Here is a 15,633-nt window from a genome sequence, read left to right as displayed (position 1 = left end):
CGCCGGGTATGGTTCTGTTCGAGATGTCCGGTCTCCGAAAATGACCGCGGGGCGCGATGCGGTCGCCCGGGCCGAAGCACGACCCGAGCGCTTTCGATGGTGCGTTCGTCCGTCAGCTTCGGCGGATCAGGGTGCCGGCGCCGTAATCGGTGAAGAGCTCGAGTAGCACCGCGTGGTTGACCTTGCCGTCGAGGATGACGACCGCCTCGACGCCCTGGTCGATCGCGTAGATGCAGGTCTCGATCTTCGGGATCATGCCGCCGGTGATGGTGCCGTCGGCGATCAGCCGCCGGCAATCCTCGACCGTCAGCTCCGGGATCAGGTTCTTGTCCTTGTCGAGCACCCCCGGCACGTCGGTGAGCAGCAGCAGGCGCTTGGCCCGCAGCGCGCCGGCGATGGCGCCGGAGAAGGTGTCGGCGTTGACGTTGTAGGTCTTGCCGTCGGCACCGTACGCCACCGGCGCCAGGACCGGGATCAGCTCCGCTTTCAGCACCGCGTCGAGGACGCCGCGCTCGACATGCTCGGGCTCGCCGACGAGGCCGAGGTCCACCGTCTGCATCTCCCGGCTCTCGGGGTCCATCACGGTCTTCGACGCCCGCTTGGCGCGGACCATGTTCCCGTCCTTGCCGCACAGGCCGATCGCCCGGCCGCCCTCGGCCGAGATCCAGCCGACGATCTGCTTGTTGATCGACCCGGCCAAAACCATCTCGACCACCTCGACGGTGGCCTCGTCGGTGACGCGAAGGCCGCCGCGGAACTCGGATTGGATGCCGAGCCGGTCGAGCATCCGGCCGATCTGCGGGCCGCCGCCGTGGACGACGATCGGCTTCACGCCCGACTGCTCGAGCAGCACTATGTCCTCGGCGAAGTCCTCGGCCGCCGAAGCGTCGCCCATGGCATGCCCGCCATACTTGATGACCACGATCTCCTGGTCGTAGCGCTGCATGTGGGGCAGCGCCTGGGCCAGGACTTCGGCACGGACGTGCACGTTGGGCAGTTCGGTCATCGGCATCCTTTCGCGCCGGCATCGCGACGCGCGGGCTTCTACAGGAACGCGGGCGAACCGCGAAACGCGGTCACAGGCCGAGGTCGCTCAGGCCCGGATGGTCGGCCGGGCGCGGCCCTTGCGGCCAGTGGAACTTGCGCTCGGACGCGTCGATCGCGACGTCGTTGATGCTGGCCTCGCGGCGGCGCATCAGGCCCGTTTCGGTGAATTCCCACTGCTCGTTGCCGTGCGAGCGGAACCACTGCCCGGACGCGTCGTGCCATTCGTAGGCGAAGCGCGCCGCGATCCGGTTCTCATGGAAGGCCCAGACCTCCTTGATCAGGCGGTACTCGCGCTCGCGCTCCCACTTGCGCGTCAGGAACGCGACGATCGCCGGCCGCCCGGTCAGGAACTCGGAGCGGTTCCGCCACCAGCTGTCGGGGGTGTAGGCGAGCGACACCCGCTCGGGATCGCGGGTGTTCCAGGCATCCTCGGCGCCGCGCGCCTTCTTCGCCGCGGACAAGGCGTCGAACGGCGGCAGCGGTGGGCGCGTCTCGGTCATGCTGGAACGGTCTCCTGTTGCTGACACCCGATTGTTCGCGGGCCGTCGGGCCACGTCAATGCGTCGGGCGCAGGCTCAGGCGCCGAGCCCGAGCATCAGGCCGATGTTCTGCACCGCCGCCCCGGAGGCGCCCTTGCCGAGGTTGTCGAGGCGCGCGACCAGCACCGCCTGACGGTGCTCGGCCGAGCCGAACACCCGCAGCTCGAGGCGGTCGGTGTCGTTCAACGCCTCCGGCTCGATCTGCTCCTTGTGCGCGCCGGTGGTGGCGCCGATCACCACCTGCACCAGCGCCTGCCCCGCGTACCAGCGTGCGAGCGCGTCCTCGAGATCGCCGGCGGACGGACGGCCCGGCAACGCGTCGAGATGGAGCGGGATCGAGACCAGCATGCCCTGCCGGAACGCGCCGACGGACGGGATGAAGATCGGCCGGGCGGTGAGCCGGGAATAGGCCTGCGTCTCCGGCAGGTGCTTGTGCGCGAAGCCGAGGCCGTAGAGCAGGAACGGGGCCGCGGAGCCGGCCTCGTAGGCCTCGATCATGCTCTTGCCGCCGCCGCTGTAGCCGCTGACCGCGTTGATGCTGACGGGGAAGTCGGACGGGATCAGGCCGCCCTCGACCAGGGGCCGCAGCAGCGCGATCGCGCCGGTGGGATAGCAGCCGGGGTTGGCGACCCGGCGCGCGGCGGCGATCGCCTCCGCCTGCCCCGGGGCCATCTCGGCGAAGCCGTAGGTCCAGCCCGCCGCGACGCGGTGGGCGGTGCTGGCATCGAGCACGCGGGGGCCGCCGCCGGGCAGCGCGTCGCAGAGCGACACCGTCTCGCGGGCGGCGTCGTCCGGCAGGCAGAGCACCACGAGGTCGACTTCGGCGAGCAGCGCCCGCTTCACGCCGGCATCCTTGCGGTCGGCATGCGCGATGCTGCGCAGGGTCACCTTGCCGTCGCGCTCCAAGCGCTCGCGAATGCCGAGCCCGGTGGTGCCGGCCTCGCCGTCGATGAACACCGTCGGCTTGTGGTTCTCGCCCGCCATCGTCGTCGCACCCTCGAATCCGGCCGCCGCCGGGGCGTCGTGTCGCGGTGCGGGAGGTGGCCGGTGCGTGCCGGCCTGTCAATGCCGGGCGTCATCAACAGGCCATCGCATCACCGCCGGAACGGGGCCGGCGTGCTCTCGTTGTTGGCAAAATCCACGACGACGGGTGATCGAGCGATGTCCGAGACAGCGAAGAAGACCGATCCCAAGCTTTGGGAGAAGACCAAGGACAAGGTCACGAAGAGCGACAAGGGCGGAAAGGCCGGTCAATGGTCGGCCCGCAAGGCTCAGCTCGCGACCCAGGAATACAAGAAGGCCGGCGGCGGCTATGCCGGCAAGAAGACCGACGACAACCATCTCAAGCAGTGGACCGACGAGGCGTGGGACACGAAGTCCGGCAAGGAGAGCGGCAAGACCGGGGAACGCTACCTCCCGAAGAAGGCGCGCGAGGCGGTCTCCGACGAGCAGTACGACCGCTCGACCGAGAAGAAGCGCAGCGACACGGCCAAGGGCAAGCAGTTCTCGAAGCAGCCGAAGGACGTGGCGAAGAAGGCCGCCGCGGCGCGCAAATCCGCCTCCGGCGAGACCAAGGCCGACCTGATGAAGAAGGCCAAGGCGCAGAAGGTCGCCGGGCGCTCGAAGATGTCTAAGGCCGAGCTGGAGAAGGCCGTCCACGCCTGAAACGGAGTGGTTCGACGGCCTGCTCCATCGGACGCCCTTCGAAGCGCCGCGCGATAAGCGAGCCGGCGGTTCGACCAAACCAAGAAAAAAGGCGGCTCCGCGAGGAGCCGCCTTTTCCTTTGTCCGACCGGGCCGATCAGCGCTTCGAGAACTGGAAGCTGCGGCGGGCCTTCTTGCGGCCGTACTTCTTGCGCTCGACCACGCGGCTGTCGCGGGTGAGGAAGCCCTCGCGCTTCAGCGGCGCGCGCAGCTCCGGCTCGTAGTAGGTCAGCGCCTTCGAGAGGCCGTGGCGCACCGCGCCGGCCTGGCCCGAGAGGCCGCCGCCGGCGACCGTGACGGTGATGTCGTACTGGTCGACGCGGTTGGCCACCGTGAGCGGCTGGCGCAGGATCATCCGCAGGACGGGGCGGGCGAAGTACACCTCGACCGCGCGCTTGTTGATGACGACCTTGCCGGTTCCGGGGCGGATCCAGACGCGGGCGACCGCGTCCTTGCGCTTGCCGGTGGCGTAGGCGCGGCCCTGGGAGTCGAGCTTCTGGACGTGGACGGGGGCGGCGTGCTCGTTGTCGAGGCCGCCGGCGTTCGACCGGTTGAGGTCGGAGAGGGACTGAAGCGTCGCCATCTTAAGCGCTCACGTTCTTGCGGTTGAGGACGCCGACGTCGAACGTCTGCGGCTGCTGGGCCTCGTGCGGGTGGCTGGTGCCCTTGTAGACCCGGAGGTTGCCCATGATCTGGCGGAACAGCGGGCCGCGGGGCAGCATGCGCTCGACGGCCTTCTCCACGACGCGCTCGGGGAAGCGCCCTTCGAGGATGAACTTGGCCGACCGCTCCTTGATGCCGCCGGGGAAGCCGGTGTGGTGGTAGTACACCTTCTGGACGTATTTGCGCCCGGTGAACTTCACCTTGTCGGCGTTGATGACGATGACGTTGTCGCCGCAATCGACGTGGGGGGTGTAGGCGGGCTTGTGCTTGCCGCGCAGACGCAGGGCGATGATCGAAGCCAGACGGCCGACGACGAGGCCCTCCGCGTCGATCACGATCCACTTCTTGTCGACGTCGGCGGGCTTCAGCGAAAAGGTTTTCATAAGCCGAATTCCGTTGGCGCTCGGTGGTGTATCGAAAAACGAGCCGCCGCCGCGTCGGGGGACGCGGCGGCGTTGGGCGCTGGATAGACGGGCCGAGGTTCGAGGTCAAGCCGTTTCACGGGCGCGCATCGTCCGAAAAGCGAAGTTCTGGAAGGGGTTCAGCCTGGTGGTATTAGGATACCGCAATGCGGGAACCGGTGCTTTTACGCCGGCTGCGGACGCAGCGCCTCAATCCGTTCCGCCGCCGCGCGGGGCGATGGTGAACTTCTGCACGCCCTTGGCCGCGAGCACCGGCTTCTTCGCGCTGATGATCCGCGAGTTGACGCCGGTCCAGCCGATCTCGCCGGACAGGCGGCCGTACTCGATCTTCGGGCAGCGGTTCATGATCACGGTGACGCCGCGCGCCTCGGCGCGGGCGGCGGCCGCGTCGTCGCGCACGCCGAGCTGCATCCAGATCGTCTTCGGCAGCGGGTCCAGGGCCAAGGCCTCGTCGACGAGGCCGCCGGCGGCGGCGGAGTTGCGGAAGATCTCGACCATGTCGATCGGTTCGCCGATCTCGGCGATGGACGCGGCCACCGGGCGCCCGAGCAGCGTCTGCCCGGCGAGCCCCGGATTGACCGGCGTCACCGCGTAGCCGCGATCGAGCAGGTACTTCAGCACGATCCAGCTCGGACGCGCCGGATTGGCCGAGGCGCCGACCAGGGCGATGGTGCGCGTCGCCCGCAGCGTGGCGCGGATATGCGCGTCGGCGTAGCGGTCGTGGCGGGTGGCGAGGCCGTCGGGAACCTGGTCGAGGGTCGGGATCATCGGGCTTGGCTTCTTCTTCGGATCGCAGCCCGCTCTGCTTACGGCTGCGCGCGGATCGGGTCGACCCGGTGCACGGTCTCGGGTCGTTCCGGCGGTCGATCCCCCGGGTGTCGGCCATCGCCGTGCCGGCGGCGGCGGGCCCGGCGCCACGGGTCTACGTCGCGCGGGGCATCGCGCGCCGCATTCGGCGCCAAGCGCGGCAATTAGGTCGCTTGATTGCCGGGCGTCCCGCGCAACTTTGCTGGCATGAGCCCGAACGTCCCGTCCGCCCCCTCCCCGCCGCCGACCTTGTTCTGCCTGCACTTCCTCGGCGGCAGCGCACGGGAATGGGCGCAGGTCGCCGATCGCCTCGGCGCCGCGGTCGCGTGCGTCCCGATCGACCTCCCCGGCTTCGGCGACGCCGTCGACGTGCCGGGCTACGACGTCGCAGCGATGGCCGATCACGTCGCGGGCAGGATCCGTGCGGCGGCCCCGGCGCGCTGGCTGATCGCCGGGCACAGCATGGGCGCCAAGGTGGCGCTCGCGCTGGCCCGCCGCGCCGAGGACGGCGAGGCGGGGCTGTACGGTCTCTCCGGCCTCGTGCTGCTCGCGGGATCGCCGCCGAGCCCCGAGCCGATGGAAGAGGCGCGCCGCGAGACGATGATCGCCTGGATCGGAGCCGACGCGGCGACCCGGCAGGCGGAAGCCCGGGCCTTCATCGAGAGCAACGTCGGCTCTCCCCTCCCCGCCGAACGCGCCGAAGCCGCGGTCGCCGACGTGCTGCGCGCCGCGCCCGCGGCCTGGCGGGCCTGGCTCAGCGACGGAAGCCGCGAAGATTGGTGCGAGCGCATCGGCATCCTGCGCACCCCGGCCCTGATCCTCGCCGGGGGCGAGGACGGCGACCTCGGGCCGGAGGCGCAGGCCGCGCTGATGGCGCCGCATCTCGGTTCATCGCGCCGTGTCACCCTCGACGGCGCCGGCCATCTGCTGCCGATCGAGCGGCCCGACGCGGTCGCCGACCTGATCCGCGCCCACGCGGCCGCACCCGACACGACGTTTGCCGAGGCACCTGTGATCGACGCGGCGTATGCGAGACTCATCGCGTCGGACCGGGTCAACAGCCGCCTGCGCGACGCCTTGCGCGCGCGGGCCGAGCCCGACGAACCCGGCTATCGGCCGCGGGCCCTCGACGCGATCGAGCTCGCGATCCTGCGCGCCCTCGTCGCCCGCGTCCTGCCGCAGGCCGCCGGGATCGACCTCGCCGCCCGCATCGACGCGCGGCTCGCGAGCGGCCAGGGCGACGGCTGGCGGTTCTCCGCCCTGCCGCCGGACGCCTCGGCCTACAGGACCGCGCTTCGCAGCCTCGACGCTGCGGCGGGCGCCGACGGTCGGCGCTTCCTCGCCCTCGACGGCGCGGCGCAGGACGACCTGCTCCGGGCGATCGAGAAGGGCGTCCTGCCGGGCGGATCGGCGCTCGGCTTCGCGCCGGAGCAGCTGACCGTCTGGTTCGAGGACCTGCGCGCCGACGTGGTGCGCACCTGGCTCGCCCATCCGGCGGCGCTCGCCTGGATCGGGTTCTCCGGCATCGGTGCGGGCGGCGACGGGGCCCGGCCGGTGGGCTTCACCAAGGTCGGATTGGGCGAGCGCGAGGGCTGGGAGCCCGTCGCGCAGGGTGGGGACGGACGATGAACCTCGATTCCATGACGCGCTACGCGACCGACGAGGTCGTCGATGCGGTGGTGATCGGCACCGGTGCCGGCGGCGCGCCGCTGATGGCGCGCCTCGCCGCCGCCGGATCGCGCGTGGTCGCCCTCGAGGCCGGCCCGAACTTCGACCCTAAGGGCTTCGCCTTCGACGAGACGCTCGCCGACGAGATCTACTGGACCGACGAGCGCCTGAGCGGCGGCTCGACCCCGGAAGCCTTCGGCGGCAACAACAGCGGCACGGGCGTCGGCGGCTCGACCCTGCACTGGGGGGCGTTCTGCCCGCGCGCCGACCAGCGCGATTTGATGATCCGCACCGAGACCGGCGAGGGCGTCGACTGGCCCGTGAGCTACGACGAGCTGCTGCCGTTCTACGAGCGCGTCGAGGCCTTCATCGGCGTCTCCGGCCCGCAGAGCTATCCGTGGGACGCGAGCCGTCGCTACCCCCTCGCGCCGGTGCCCCGCAACGCGTCGGCGCAGATCATGGCGCAGGCCTGCGAGGGTGCGGGCATCCGCGCGACCGATGCGCCCGCGGCCGTGGTCTCCCGCGACTTCGCGCAGGAGGGCGGGGGCTTGCGCCCGGCCTGCATCAATTGCGGCTACTGCCACCAGGGCTGCCGCAACGGCGCCAAGACCAGCATGGACGTGACCTACCTGCCCCTGGCGGTGGCCCACGGCGCCGAGATCCGGTCCGAGGCGCGGGCCCACGGGTTCGAGCGCGATCGCGACGGCCGGATCACCGCGGTGGTCTACCGGCAGGGCGGCGTCGACCGCCGCCAGCGTTGCGCGCAGGTGTTCCTCTGCGCCGGCTCGGTCGAGACCGCGCGGCTGCTGCTGCATACGGGGCTGGCCAACGGCAGCGGGCAGGTCGGGCGCAACTACATGGGCCACGTCGCGACCCAGGTCTGGGGCACGTTCGACGCCGAGACGCGGCCCAACCGGGGCTACCCGTCATCGTTGATCACCGAGGACATGATCCGGCCGAAGGACGCCGACTTCGTCGGCGGCTACCTCGTCCAGAGCCTCGGCGTCGCGCCGCTGACCTTCGCCAACTCGGTGGCCCGAGGCCGCAAGCTCTGGGGCAAGGCGCTCGGCGACTACCTGGCGGACTACAACCACGTCGCCGGCATCGGCATCAACGGCGAGACCCTGCCGTGCGATGCCAACCGGCTGACGCTCTCCGACGAGACCGACGCCCTGGGCATGGGCAAGGCGACGATCGATTTCGGCTACGGCCACAACGAGGAGCGGCTGAACGCCCACGCGACGAAGCTGATGATCGACCTGTGGACGCGGGCCGGCGCCCGCGACATCTGGGCGCTCGACCGGGTCGCCCACACCATCGGCACCTGCCGCATGGGGCATGACGGCGACAACGCGGTCGTGGACCCGTTCGGGAAATCCTTCGAGGTCCCGAACCTGTGGATCTGCGACGGCTCCACCTTCCCGAGCTCGCTCGCGGCGAACCCGGCCCTGACCATCATGGCTCTCAGCCTGCGCAGTGCCGAGAAGGTGCTGAGAGGGGCCTGATCCGACGGGGCGCGCCGGCGGCGGGCCCCGTCGGAGCGACCGATCGCGCGACGTCAGGCTGCCATCGCCTCGGGCTTCGGGGCGGGAGCGTCCATGGCCCGCATGTAGACGTCGAGCAGCGTCTCGTGCTCGTCGCGCGCATCCTGGTCGAGCTTGCGCAGGCGGATGATCTCCTTGAGGATCTTAACGTCGAGGCCCTCACCCTTGGCCTCGGCGAAGATCTCCTTCTTCGCCTCCATCAGCGCCTTGATCTCCTCGTCGACCTGCTCGACCCGCTCGATGATGGAGCGGATGCGGTCGCCGGCGATCCCAATCGTGTCGGTCATCCAAGAACCTCTGTTCGCGAGAAGCCACGGCCGGCTCGTCGCGCATCGGGGTGAGCGAACGGTTAAGGCGAGGCCGCACGCCGCCGCACGAGGGATCTGGATTTTCGGCCGGGGACCGGCTATATCAGGGATGCGGTTGATGACCGGTTCGTAATAACGTTTCAGGACCCGGAGGGCAGTACTCCGGCGCCTCCACCACGAACGCAGCGGGCGACGCCTGACGGAGCTGCGTTTCTGATGGGGGCGAAATAGGTTCGACTGGGCGGTAAAGGGATCGCGAGTTCAGCTTCACTCCGGTGAGGTACGATGCGACTGTCGGTAGGGACTCGACCGGTTCGACGCGGGCAACCCCCGTTTCGGGCACCTGACCAAACCCTAAATGCCAACGATAACGTTGTCATGGATGCCCGCCTCGCGGCGTAAGCATCTTGCGGTAGGGTAACCGTCGAAACAGAACCCGGGGCTTCGGCCCTGGGACCCACCTTTTCCTTCTCGTCGGCGTTCGCGTGCTCGATGCGCCAGGCCACCTGGCCCGGCATGTGCGCTCGCAGCCCCGCCGTCTCGAGAAACGGCGAGGCCGAGCGCTACGAAGCCCTCAGCGCTTCTTGTTGGCGTTGTGGTGCCCGACGGCGCAGCCCGCGGCCGCACCCATCTTGCCGTGGCCGGCCATATGGCCCGCGACGCCGCCGACGATGGCACCCTTGATGCAGCCCTTGGCCTCGGCCGGTGCGGATTGGGCGAGCGCGCCGAGGGCGAGCAGGCCGGCGAGGATGGCAATCTTCATGAGCGTTGGTCTCCTTGGATGTAGACACCGAACGAGCGGGACGCCGACAGCGTTCCGGACTGCTTTTTTCCGGTCTTCGATGCAGGGCCGCCATGCGCGCATCGAGCGACATGAATTGACACCGTGCGAAAACCCGCGACATCACGGGGCTTGATCGCACTGACACAGGAAGGCGCACGTGGCTCGTCCCGAACTCGGTACCAAACGGATCTGCCCGACGACCGGCAGGAAGTTCTACGACCTCGGTCGTGATCCGGTGGTTTCCCCCTATTCCGGCGAGGTCGTCCCGACCGCCGCCCTCACCCCCTTCGCCAGCCGGTCCGCGCCGATCGCCGCCCGCAAGGATCCGGTCGCCGACGACGACGAGGCCGATGCCGCCGGTCCGGAACTGGTCTCCCTCGACGAGGTCGAGGCCGAGGAGACCGAGAAGGATACCGACACGGACACCGAGGGCGACGACGTCATCGAGCCGGATGCCGACGGCGAAACCGCCGACGACGACACCCTCGTGGTCGACGACGAGGACGACGACACCACCGATCTCGTCGACGTCGAGGAAGACGACGACGATTGAGCGTTCGCGACGGGTCGGGTCGGCTCGATCCCCACGATAGGATCCGGCTCGATGCACCCCCGGTGCGTCGAGCCGATCGTATGCCGGGATGAGCGATCGTCGGCGTCCTCCTAGGAACGTGTCCGAAACGACGCTTCGGCCAAGAAAAAAGGGCCCCCTGCGGAGCCCTCGCTTCGTTCGTCGATCATTCCACGAAAGCGGAATGGTGGGCGCGACAGGGATCGAACCTGTGACCCCTTCCATGTCAAGGAAGTGCTCTCCCGCTGAGCTACGCGCCCTCGCCGAAGCCGTTTCGCTTCGGTGTAGGGGGCCTATAGCCTCCGCCGTGGGGCGGCGCAAGCCGCAGCGCGCCGCGAAGTTCGTTCCCATAGTCGGCAAGCCCAAATGCCAGGCGGCCACTGCTCGAGGCGAGCGCCCTGTATACCGAGCGCGAAAAGCGCTCCGTGGAGCGTGCCCGGAAGGACGGATTTCATCTCGGGCGTCGAGCGAAGTGCTCGCCGAGGCCGCCGCCGGTGCTTGGCGCCAGGAAAACAAGGGTGAGCGCTTTCGGGCGATTACCCCGGGCCCGGATGAACCGGCGCTGCACGGGCGTGCGAAAATGCGCTATGGCCCGATTTCGGTGGGCCTGGATCGGCGCGCCGGACTGGGGCCCGGACTGGGCGCGGCAGCGATGCGACATGCGGTTCTACATTGACTTCGATACGCAGCACTGCATCCGCGGATGGATCGTTCCTGACAATCCGCTGGCGATCAGCCGGGTCGTCGTGTCCGTCGACGGCCCGCGCCTGACCGATGTGCCCGCGAGCATCGTCCACGACCCGTTTCGCCAGAACGGATGGCATTCCACCGGGCAATGCGTATTCGAGCTGAACGACGCCGTGGTGCCGGGTCTCTCGGAGATGCCCCGCCTCAACCTGTACGATGCCGACACCAACGTGCTCGTGCACCGGCGCATCCCAGATAAAGACCTCGTCGACCGCCGTGTGATGCTGATCAACACCGGCATCCATCCGGAGGTCGCGATCCAGAATGCGCTGTTCCCGTATTTCCGGAGTTCCTACTTCAATCTCCACCGACTCTCCGACGAGATCCTATCGAGCATTTTCGGAAACCCGCTGCCGACCTCGCAACTTCTGTCCGGCGCGGTCGTCGTGCCGCGCTACGAGCAGTATTTCCCCCCCGACCGGATGCTCTCGGCGATCCTGGTACAGGATCCCTATGTTGAGATGGCGACGAGGATGCTGTGGCTCAAGGAACGGGCGGATGCGGCGGCCAAGGACGCGGAGGGCTGGCGCATCGGGCGCTACGCCGAGGCGTCGCTGTTTGCCGGGGGCTACGACTACACCGACGTGAAAAGCCTCAAGCGCTTCTTCCGCATGCTGCCCCAGCCGGCCTACCACCTGCTCTACAACCCGCTGTCGCGCCAGCTCGGTACTCGCCTGCCCGACGACCGGGTGCATCCGGGTAACTCCATCGTCGCGATCGAGATCCTCGCTCGCGTCGGCATCGTCGGACACCGGACCTATTTCGACGCCTTCGCCTCCACCCTTCTCGACCGGCTCGGCCTCGCGGGCACGGTGCCGGTCCCGGTTCCGACGCCGGTTCCGGCCGAAGCCCTGGCGCTCGCCGAACGCCTGCGCGGCGTGCGGGCCGTCGATGACATGCTGGTGTTCGACGTCGCGATGTCCGACGCCGTGCTGATGTCGTTGGCGAAGTACTGGACCGAATGACGTGAGCAAGGTCGAGGCGATACTTACCGGCGGCCGCCGTTCCCCGCAGCGCTTGAGTGTGGCCCACGACGCGAACGGGCTGCGCATCGACCTCTCTGGGCTCGACCTCGCGGGAACTTGGGTCACCATCACCCTGACCGACGATCCAGGGGGGGGCCGCGACGCGCGCATGCTGATGAGCGTGCTCGTGGCCGAGGAAGGCCGCGCCAGCACGCCGCTGGCCGACGAGCCCCTCGGTGGCGGCGTGTTTGCCTGGACCGGCCAGTTGCCGGCTGCCGCGCGCGCTCTGCGGATCGCTGCGCTGGCGGGCGGGCGGGCGCCTACGCCGAGCCGCATCGCCATCCACCGCCGGGGTCGGCTGCCATTGATCGCCCGTGCCCTATTCCGTTCGCCCGAGCTCACCTTCTGGGCGGTGTACTGGCGGAGCGTCGGCAAGCGGGTGCGCGGGCGCAGCTTCCTTGACCGGGCCCTGCGCTACCGCACCGAGAGCGGCTACCCGGCCTGGATTCGCCGCCGCGCCACCTTGAGCCCGGCCGACCGCCGCCGCATCCGCGCCGAGATCCGCGCCTGGGACGATCCACCCCTGATCTCGGTGGCAATGCCGGTGCACGATCCGTCGCCGCGGGTGCTGCGCGCTGCGCTCCGCTCGGTCTGCGACCAGCTCTACCCGCATTGGGAGCTGTGCATCGTCGACGACGCCTCGACCGACCCGGCGATCCCGGCTTTGCTCGCCCGGCAGGCCGCCGCGGACCCACGCATCAAGGTCAAGCGCCGATCCGAGAACGGGCACATCGCCCGAGCGACAAACGATGCGATTGCGATGGCCGCGGGAACCTTCACCGCCTTCCTCGACCACGACGATGCGCTGCCCGTTGAGGCGCTCTACGAGGTCGCGCGGGTGATCCGCGCCGACCCCCGCCTCGTGCTGATCTACAGCGACGAGGACAAGATCGATGCGGGCGGACGCCGCTTCGAGCCGCACTTCAAGCCGGATTTCGACCGCGAGCTCCTGTACGGGCAGAACTACGTCAACCACCTCACGGTGATCCGCACGGAAGCGCTCCGGGCCGTCGGCGGCCTGCGTCCGGGGTTCGAGGGCAGCCAGGACCACGATCTGCTGCTGCGCCTCACCGATGGCCTCGATCCCTCCCGCATCCGCCATATTCCCGCGGTGCTGTATCATTGGCGTGCGGCGACCGGCTCGGGAACGTTCTCGGATCGGTCCCTCGCCCAGGCCGAGGCCGCGCGCCTGACCGCGCTCGCCGAGATCGTCGCTCCCTGGGGGGCACGGGCCGAACGCGGACCATTGGGCTTCAACCGCCTCGTCCGGCCGATGCCGACGCCCCCACCCCGTGTCTCGGTGATTATTCCGACGCGGGACCGGGCGGAGCTCCTGAGCGTCACCCTGGACGGCCTGTTCACGGGTACCGAATATCCCGACATCGAAATCGTCGTGATTGACAACGATAGCCGCGAGCCGGAGACGGCCGCGCTGTTTACCGCCTACGCCCGTGAGCCGCGCCTGCGCGTGCTGCCGGCGCCGGGGGCCTTCAACTTCTCCGACCTATCGAACCGCGGCGCCGCCGCGGCGACCGGCCCCGTGCTGCTGTTCCTCAACAACGACGTCGAGGTGATCGAGCCGGGCTGGATGCGCGAACTCGTGGCGACCGCCCTGGATCCCACGGTCGGCGCGGTCGGCGCGAAGCTGCTCTATCCGGACGGGACGGTGCAGCATGGCGGCGTGGTTCTCGGCATCGGCGGCGTCGCAAGCCATTCGCATCACGGGGTCGCTGACGAAGATCCCGGCTATTTCGGACGCATGGTCCAGGCGCGCGAGGTCTCGGCGGTGACCGGAGCCTGCCTCGCCATGCGAGCGGAGGTGTTCCGGGCGGTCGGCGGCTTCGATGCCGAGCGCCTGAAGGTGGCGTTTAACGACGTGGATCTGTGCCTGCGCATCCGAGCGGCCGGCTATCGAATCGTGTGGACGCCGTTTTCGAGGCTCGTCCACCACGAGTCGAAGAGCCGTGGGCGCGAAGACACGCCCGAGAAGCGCGCGCGCTTCGAAGGCGAGGCGAACACCATGCTGGAGCGCTGGGGCGCAGAACTGAAGGCCGACCCCTATTACAACGTCAACCTTTCGCGCAATTCGGCACATTACCGCCTTTAACCGCCGGCTCGGCGCGTGTAGCGCCGTCTTGCGCAAAGAAACGACGCACTTCCGTGACCTTGGCGGGCGCGGTCGCCGGACCGGGGGTATTCGACGCGCGACGGTTTCCCGATTATGGTGCGCCGCGAAATGAGCGCGTGTCCGAGCCGACGACGGAGGTTGCATGCGAATCGTCATGGTCGGGTCGGGGTATGTCGGCCTCGTCTCCGGGACCTGCTTTGCCGATTTCGGGCACGAGGTGGTGTGCCTGGACAAGGACCCGGCCAAGATCGAGGCGCTGCGCGCCGGTCGCATGCCGATCTACGAGCCGGGCCTCGAGGCGCTGGTCGCCGAGAACGTGCGCAGCGGCCGGCTCGGCTTCGGGCTGGACCTCGCCGCGGCGGTGGCCGAGGCGGATGCGGTGTTCATCGCGGTCGGCACGCCGTCGCGCCGCGGCGATGGGTTCGCCGACCTGAGCTACGTCTACGCGGCCGCCCGCGAGATCGCCGCCGCGCTCACCGGCTACACGGTGATCGTCACCAAATCGACGGTGCCGGTCGGCACCGGCGACGAGGTCGAGCGCATCATCTGCGAGGCGCGGCCCGATGCCGCCTTCGGGGTCGTGTCCAACCCCGAGTTCCTGCGCGAGGGAGCGGCGATCGACGACTTTAAGCGGCCGGACCGCATCGTCATCGGCACCGACGACGCGCGCGCCGAGGGCGTGATGCGCGAGGTCTACCGCCCGCTCTACCTCAACGCCGCGCCGATCCTGGTCACCGGACGGCGCACGGCCGAGCTGACCAAGTACGCCGCCAACGCGTTCCTGGCCACCAAGATCACCTTCATCAACGAGATCGCCGACCTGTGCGAGCGGGTCGGTGCCGACGTGCAGGAGGTCGCCCGCGGGATCGGCCTCGACAACCGCATCGGCGCGAAGTTCCTGCATGCCGGGCCGGGCTACGGCGGCTCGTGCTTCCCCAAGGACACGCTGGCGCTGGTGAAGACCGCGCAGGACGCTGGCACGCCGATGCGGATCGTCGAGACCGTGGTCGCGGTCAACGACCAGCGGAAGCGCGCGATGGCGCGCAAGGTGATCCAGGCCTGCGGTGGCTCGGTGCGGGGTAAGACGATCGCGCTGCTCGGCCTCACCTTCAAGCCGAACACCGACGACATGCGCGATGCGCCCTCGCTCGCCATCGTCGCGGGGTTGCAGGATGCCGGCGCCACCGTGCGCGCCTACGATCCCGAGGGGATGGAACAGGCCCGCCCGCTCCTGCCCGACATCGCCTACGCCGAGGATCCCTATTCCTGCGCGGAGGGCGCCGACGCCCTGGTGCTGGTGACCGAGTGGAACGCGTTCCGGGCGCTCGATCTCGAACGCCTACGCGCCACCATGGCCGAGCCGGTTCTCGTCGACCTTCGCAACGTCTATCGCGTGCAGGACGTCGAGCGCCTCGGCTTCCGCTACGCCGGCGTGGGGCGTGCGTCCGATCGCCGAGCGCGGCTGGATTGAGCCGGCAATCCGCGTCCCGCGATGGCGATCGCATCGCCGACCTGGGGACAGGCGGCACGTCGTTGCGACGTGCGGCAATGATGCAGCGGTCTCAACACAAATTCACCCGGTTTCATCGGCTCAGATGCGGGGTGATATCAGTGTGCGGCAAAGCTTAGGTTGATGAACGTTCGCCACAGCCGACCGCAAATCGGCCACTTCGATG

At 69.3% G+C, this 15,633-nt stretch carries 15 protein-coding genes, 1 tRNA gene and 1 other RNA gene; 8 read left to right on the top strand and 9 right to left on the bottom strand.

The window, feature by feature from the left end; genetic code table 11:
- Positions 1–112: 112 nt before the first annotated feature.
- The 3 genes from argB to argC all read right to left on the bottom strand — a co-directional run bounded on the left by argB (position 113) and on the right by argC (position 2,570).
- Positions 113–1,006 (bottom strand): acetylglutamate kinase, encoded by an 894-nt coding sequence (gene argB / locus MKK64_RS05155; RefSeq protein ID WP_147727765.1) that lies wholly within the window; start codon positions 1,004–1,006, stop codon positions 113–115.
- 70 nt (positions 1,007–1,076) lie between these two features.
- Complete coding sequence (locus MKK64_RS05150; RefSeq protein ID WP_147858225.1) at positions 1,077–1,547, bottom strand: DUF1348 family protein; 471 nt, start codon at positions 1,545–1,547, stop codon at positions 1,077–1,079.
- A 75-nt stretch (positions 1,548–1,622) separates the two neighbouring features.
- Positions 1,623–2,570 (bottom strand): N-acetyl-gamma-glutamyl-phosphate reductase, encoded by a 948-nt coding sequence (argC, locus tag MKK64_RS05145; RefSeq protein WP_243932520.1) that lies wholly within the window; start codon positions 2,568–2,570, stop codon positions 1,623–1,625.
- Between the two features lie 177 nt (positions 2,571–2,747).
- Here argC and MKK64_RS05140 point away from each other — a divergent pair, with 177 nt between their 5' ends.
- Positions 2,748–3,251, top strand: a complete 504-nt coding sequence (locus MKK64_RS05140) for a hypothetical protein (RefSeq protein WP_243932519.1) — start codon at positions 2,748–2,750, stop codon at positions 3,249–3,251.
- Positions 3,252–3,387: 136 nt separating this feature from the next.
- Here MKK64_RS05140 and rpsI read toward each other — a convergent pair whose 3' ends face one another.
- From rpsI to MKK64_RS05125, 3 genes are all read right to left on the bottom strand, one after another.
- Positions 3,388–3,873 carry a 30S ribosomal protein S9 gene (gene rpsI, locus MKK64_RS05135; protein WP_243932518.1) on the bottom strand — a complete coding sequence of 162 codons (486 nt, stop codon included), beginning with the start codon at positions 3,871–3,873 and terminating at the stop codon, positions 3,388–3,390.
- 1 nt (position 3,874) lies between these two features.
- Positions 3,875–4,336 carry a 50S ribosomal protein L13 gene (rplM, locus tag MKK64_RS05130; protein ID WP_147750196.1) on the bottom strand — a complete coding sequence of 154 codons (462 nt, stop codon included), beginning with the start codon at positions 4,334–4,336 and terminating at the stop codon, positions 3,875–3,877.
- A gap of 228 nt (positions 4,337–4,564) precedes the next feature.
- Positions 4,565–5,143: a CoA-binding protein gene (locus MKK64_RS05125; protein ID WP_147842052.1), complete on the bottom strand. Its 579-nt coding sequence runs from the start codon at positions 5,141–5,143 to the stop codon at positions 4,565–4,567.
- Positions 5,144–5,389: 246 nt separating this feature from the next.
- On the opposite strand from MKK64_RS05125, the gene MKK64_RS05120 reads away from it, so the two are divergent.
- Together MKK64_RS05120 and MKK64_RS05115 are read left to right on the top strand one after the other, a co-directional pair.
- On the top strand, positions 5,390–6,811 hold the full coding sequence (locus MKK64_RS05120; RefSeq protein ID WP_243932517.1) for an alpha/beta hydrolase: 1,422 nt from the start codon (positions 5,390–5,392) through the stop codon (positions 6,809–6,811).
- Positions 6,808–8,355 carry a GMC family oxidoreductase gene (locus MKK64_RS05115; protein WP_243932516.1) on the top strand — a complete coding sequence of 516 codons (1,548 nt, stop codon included), beginning with the start codon at positions 6,808–6,810 and terminating at the stop codon, positions 8,353–8,355. Before MKK64_RS05120 ends, MKK64_RS05115 begins: the two co-directional genes overlap by 4 nt.
- A 53-nt stretch (positions 8,356–8,408) precedes the next feature.
- Here MKK64_RS05115 and MKK64_RS05110 read toward each other — a convergent pair whose 3' ends face one another.
- Complete coding sequence (locus MKK64_RS05110) at positions 8,409–8,681, bottom strand: DUF2312 domain-containing protein (protein WP_243932515.1); 273 nt, start codon at positions 8,679–8,681, stop codon at positions 8,409–8,411.
- A 93-nt stretch (positions 8,682–8,774) separates the two neighbouring features.
- Here MKK64_RS05110 and ssrA point away from each other — a divergent pair.
- Positions 8,775–9,146: a transfer-messenger RNA gene (gene ssrA / locus MKK64_RS05105) on the top strand.
- Between the two features lie 130 nt (positions 9,147–9,276).
- On the opposite strand, the gene MKK64_RS05100 is transcribed toward ssrA, so the two are convergent.
- Positions 9,277–9,465: a hypothetical protein gene (locus MKK64_RS05100; protein WP_147842055.1), complete on the bottom strand. Its 189-nt coding sequence runs from the start codon at positions 9,463–9,465 to the stop codon at positions 9,277–9,279.
- A 178-nt stretch (positions 9,466–9,643) separates the two neighbouring features.
- On the opposite strand from MKK64_RS05100, the gene MKK64_RS05095 reads away from it, so the two are divergent.
- On the top strand, positions 9,644–10,039 hold the full coding sequence (locus tag MKK64_RS05095) for a TIGR02300 family protein (RefSeq protein ID WP_147842056.1): 396 nt from the start codon (positions 9,644–9,646) through the stop codon (positions 10,037–10,039).
- A 203-nt stretch (positions 10,040–10,242) separates the two neighbouring features.
- On the opposite strand, the gene MKK64_RS05090 is transcribed toward MKK64_RS05095, so the two are convergent.
- Positions 10,243–10,317, bottom strand: a tRNA-Val gene (locus MKK64_RS05090).
- A gap of 258 nt (positions 10,318–10,575) precedes the next feature.
- Between MKK64_RS05090 and MKK64_RS05085 the strand changes: the two genes are divergently transcribed.
- The 3 genes from MKK64_RS05085 to MKK64_RS05075 all read left to right on the top strand — a co-directional run bounded on the left by MKK64_RS05085 (position 10,576) and on the right by MKK64_RS05075 (position 15,428).
- Positions 10,576–11,769: a hypothetical protein gene (locus MKK64_RS05085; protein ID WP_243932514.1), complete on the top strand. Its 1,194-nt coding sequence runs from the start codon at positions 10,576–10,578 to the stop codon at positions 11,767–11,769.
- 19 nt (positions 11,770–11,788) lie between these two features.
- Positions 11,789–13,936 carry a glycosyltransferase family 2 protein gene (locus tag MKK64_RS05080; protein ID WP_243932555.1) on the top strand — a complete coding sequence of 716 codons (2,148 nt, stop codon included), beginning with the start codon at positions 11,789–11,791 and terminating at the stop codon, positions 13,934–13,936.
- A gap of 163 nt (positions 13,937–14,099) precedes the next feature.
- A complete protein-coding gene (locus MKK64_RS05075) occupies positions 14,100–15,428 on the top strand; it encodes a UDP-glucose dehydrogenase family protein (protein ID WP_243932513.1) in 1,329 nt (442 codons plus the stop codon).
- The last annotated feature ends 205 nt before the right edge of the window (positions 15,429–15,633 follow it).

It is taken from the genome of Methylobacterium sp. E-025 (assembly GCF_022829705.1).
In the GTDB taxonomy this organism is placed as follows: domain Bacteria; phylum Pseudomonadota; class Alphaproteobacteria; order Rhizobiales; family Beijerinckiaceae; genus Methylobacterium.
Note: the sequence above shows the minus strand (reverse complement) of the source record. Positions and strands in the feature narration are given on the sequence as shown.

Bases quoted from the DNA above. Each gene is read 5' to 3' on its own strand.
- argB (WP_147727765.1), bottom strand. From the start codon at position 1,006: ATGACCGAACTGCCCAACGTGCACGTCCGTGCCGAAGTCCTGGCCCAG.
- MKK64_RS05150 (WP_147858225.1), bottom strand. From the start codon at position 1,547: ATGACCGAGACGCGCCCACCGCTGCCGCCGTTCGACGCCTTGTCCGCG.
- argC (WP_243932520.1), bottom strand. From the start codon at position 2,570: ATGGCGGGCGAGAACCACAAGCCGACGGTGTTCATCGACGGCGAGGCC.
- MKK64_RS05140 (WP_243932519.1), top strand. From the start codon at position 2,748: ATGTCCGAGACAGCGAAGAAGACCGATCCCAAGCTTTGGGAGAAGACC.
- rpsI (WP_243932518.1), bottom strand. From the start codon at position 3,873: ATGGCGACGCTTCAGTCCCTCTCCGACCTCAACCGGTCGAACGCCGGC.
- rplM (WP_147750196.1), bottom strand. From the start codon at position 4,336: ATGAAAACCTTTTCGCTGAAGCCCGCCGACGTCGACAAGAAGTGGATC.
- MKK64_RS05125 (WP_147842052.1), bottom strand. From the start codon at position 5,143: ATGATCCCGACCCTCGACCAGGTTCCCGACGGCCTCGCCACCCGCCAC.
- MKK64_RS05120 (WP_243932517.1), top strand. From the start codon at position 5,390: ATGAGCCCGAACGTCCCGTCCGCCCCCTCCCCGCCGCCGACCTTGTTC.
- MKK64_RS05115 (WP_243932516.1), top strand. From the start codon at position 6,808: ATGAACCTCGATTCCATGACGCGCTACGCGACCGACGAGGTCGTCGAT.
- MKK64_RS05110 (WP_243932515.1), bottom strand. From the start codon at position 8,681: ATGACCGACACGATTGGGATCGCCGGCGACCGCATCCGCTCCATCATC.
- MKK64_RS05100 (WP_147842055.1), bottom strand. From the start codon at position 9,465: ATGAAGATTGCCATCCTCGCCGGCCTGCTCGCCCTCGGCGCGCTCGCC.
- MKK64_RS05075 (WP_243932513.1), top strand. From the start codon at position 14,100: ATGCGAATCGTCATGGTCGGGTCGGGGTATGTCGGCCTCGTCTCCGGG.